The organism is Paenibacillus sp. VTT E-133280, assembly GCF_002264385.1.
In the GTDB taxonomy this organism is placed as follows: domain Bacteria; phylum Bacillota; class Bacilli; order Paenibacillales; family Paenibacillaceae; genus Paenibacillus_AQ; species Paenibacillus_AQ nitricinens.
Genome location: NZ_NFUX01000165.1, coordinates 1 through 769, shown reverse-complemented (window position 1 = coordinate 769; position 769 = coordinate 1). Strand labels below are relative to the sequence as shown.

At 36.5% G+C, this 769-nt stretch carries 1 protein-coding gene; it reads right to left on the bottom strand.

Annotated features, from left to right (window positions below; translation table 11 throughout):
* Positions 1-120 precede the first annotated feature (120 nt).
* Entirely contained in the window at positions 121-648 is a 528-nt protein-coding gene (locus CA600_RS30600; protein ID WP_094874832.1) for an AAA family ATPase, read from the bottom strand.
* Positions 649-769 lie beyond the last annotated feature (121 nt).

Sequence of the window (769 nt, the reverse complement as noted above, 5' to 3'; positions counted from 1 at the left end):
GTGTCTTAACCCCTTGACCAACGGGCCTTATTGAAAACAAAATGTTTTGACAACAAAAAAGATTATATCATGTATTTCGAAGTATAGCAATACCTAAATTAATATATTTTCACTTTTCTCCTATAATAGCGTTAAAGTGATATCAAGCTTACTGGCTATCAACTCAACGACTTCTAAAGTAGTCAGGTTATTTGTGTCTAATTGATCTTTGAATACATCCTTATTAAGCCCTGTGAGGCATCTGTCGATCTGTTGAACGGCCCATGAGTCATTTCCTTCACCTCTACCACCCAATCTCTTGAGCAGCGTCTCTCGTGAGGCACACAAAGTAAAATGGTGAACCTCTAATCCCTCATTTATTAGATTACCAGCAATGTCCATCCAATATTCTGGGTTGACTATGGTCATAGGTACGATAACCGTTCCCCTATATTCGCTAGCTATGTATTTTAACATGGAATGGTTAATTTCACGCCAAAGATAATAGTCTTGAAAGTCACTTTTTGTCATCACATCAGGAATGTTTTCCCTTATGTAATACCCTACATTCTCTGGATCGTATACAAAAGAATTAGGAATTCTGCGATGTAATTCATATGCAGTTTCTGTCTTTCCCGCACCAAAAGCTCCATTGATCCATATTATCATGATCTTTATCCCCCATGAATAATCTATTAGTGACTCTATTAAAGCACATTATCATAAAAACCCTTACAAGCAAATACTCTGTACAAGATATAACAAAAAGACCACTGTCGATGACTCAACA

What these genes read in the sequence shown, in the direction of transcription:
- CA600_RS30600 (WP_094874832.1), bottom strand. Translation starts at nt 648, where the DNA reads ATGATAATATGGATCAATGGAGCTTTTGGTGCGGGAAAGACAGAAACT.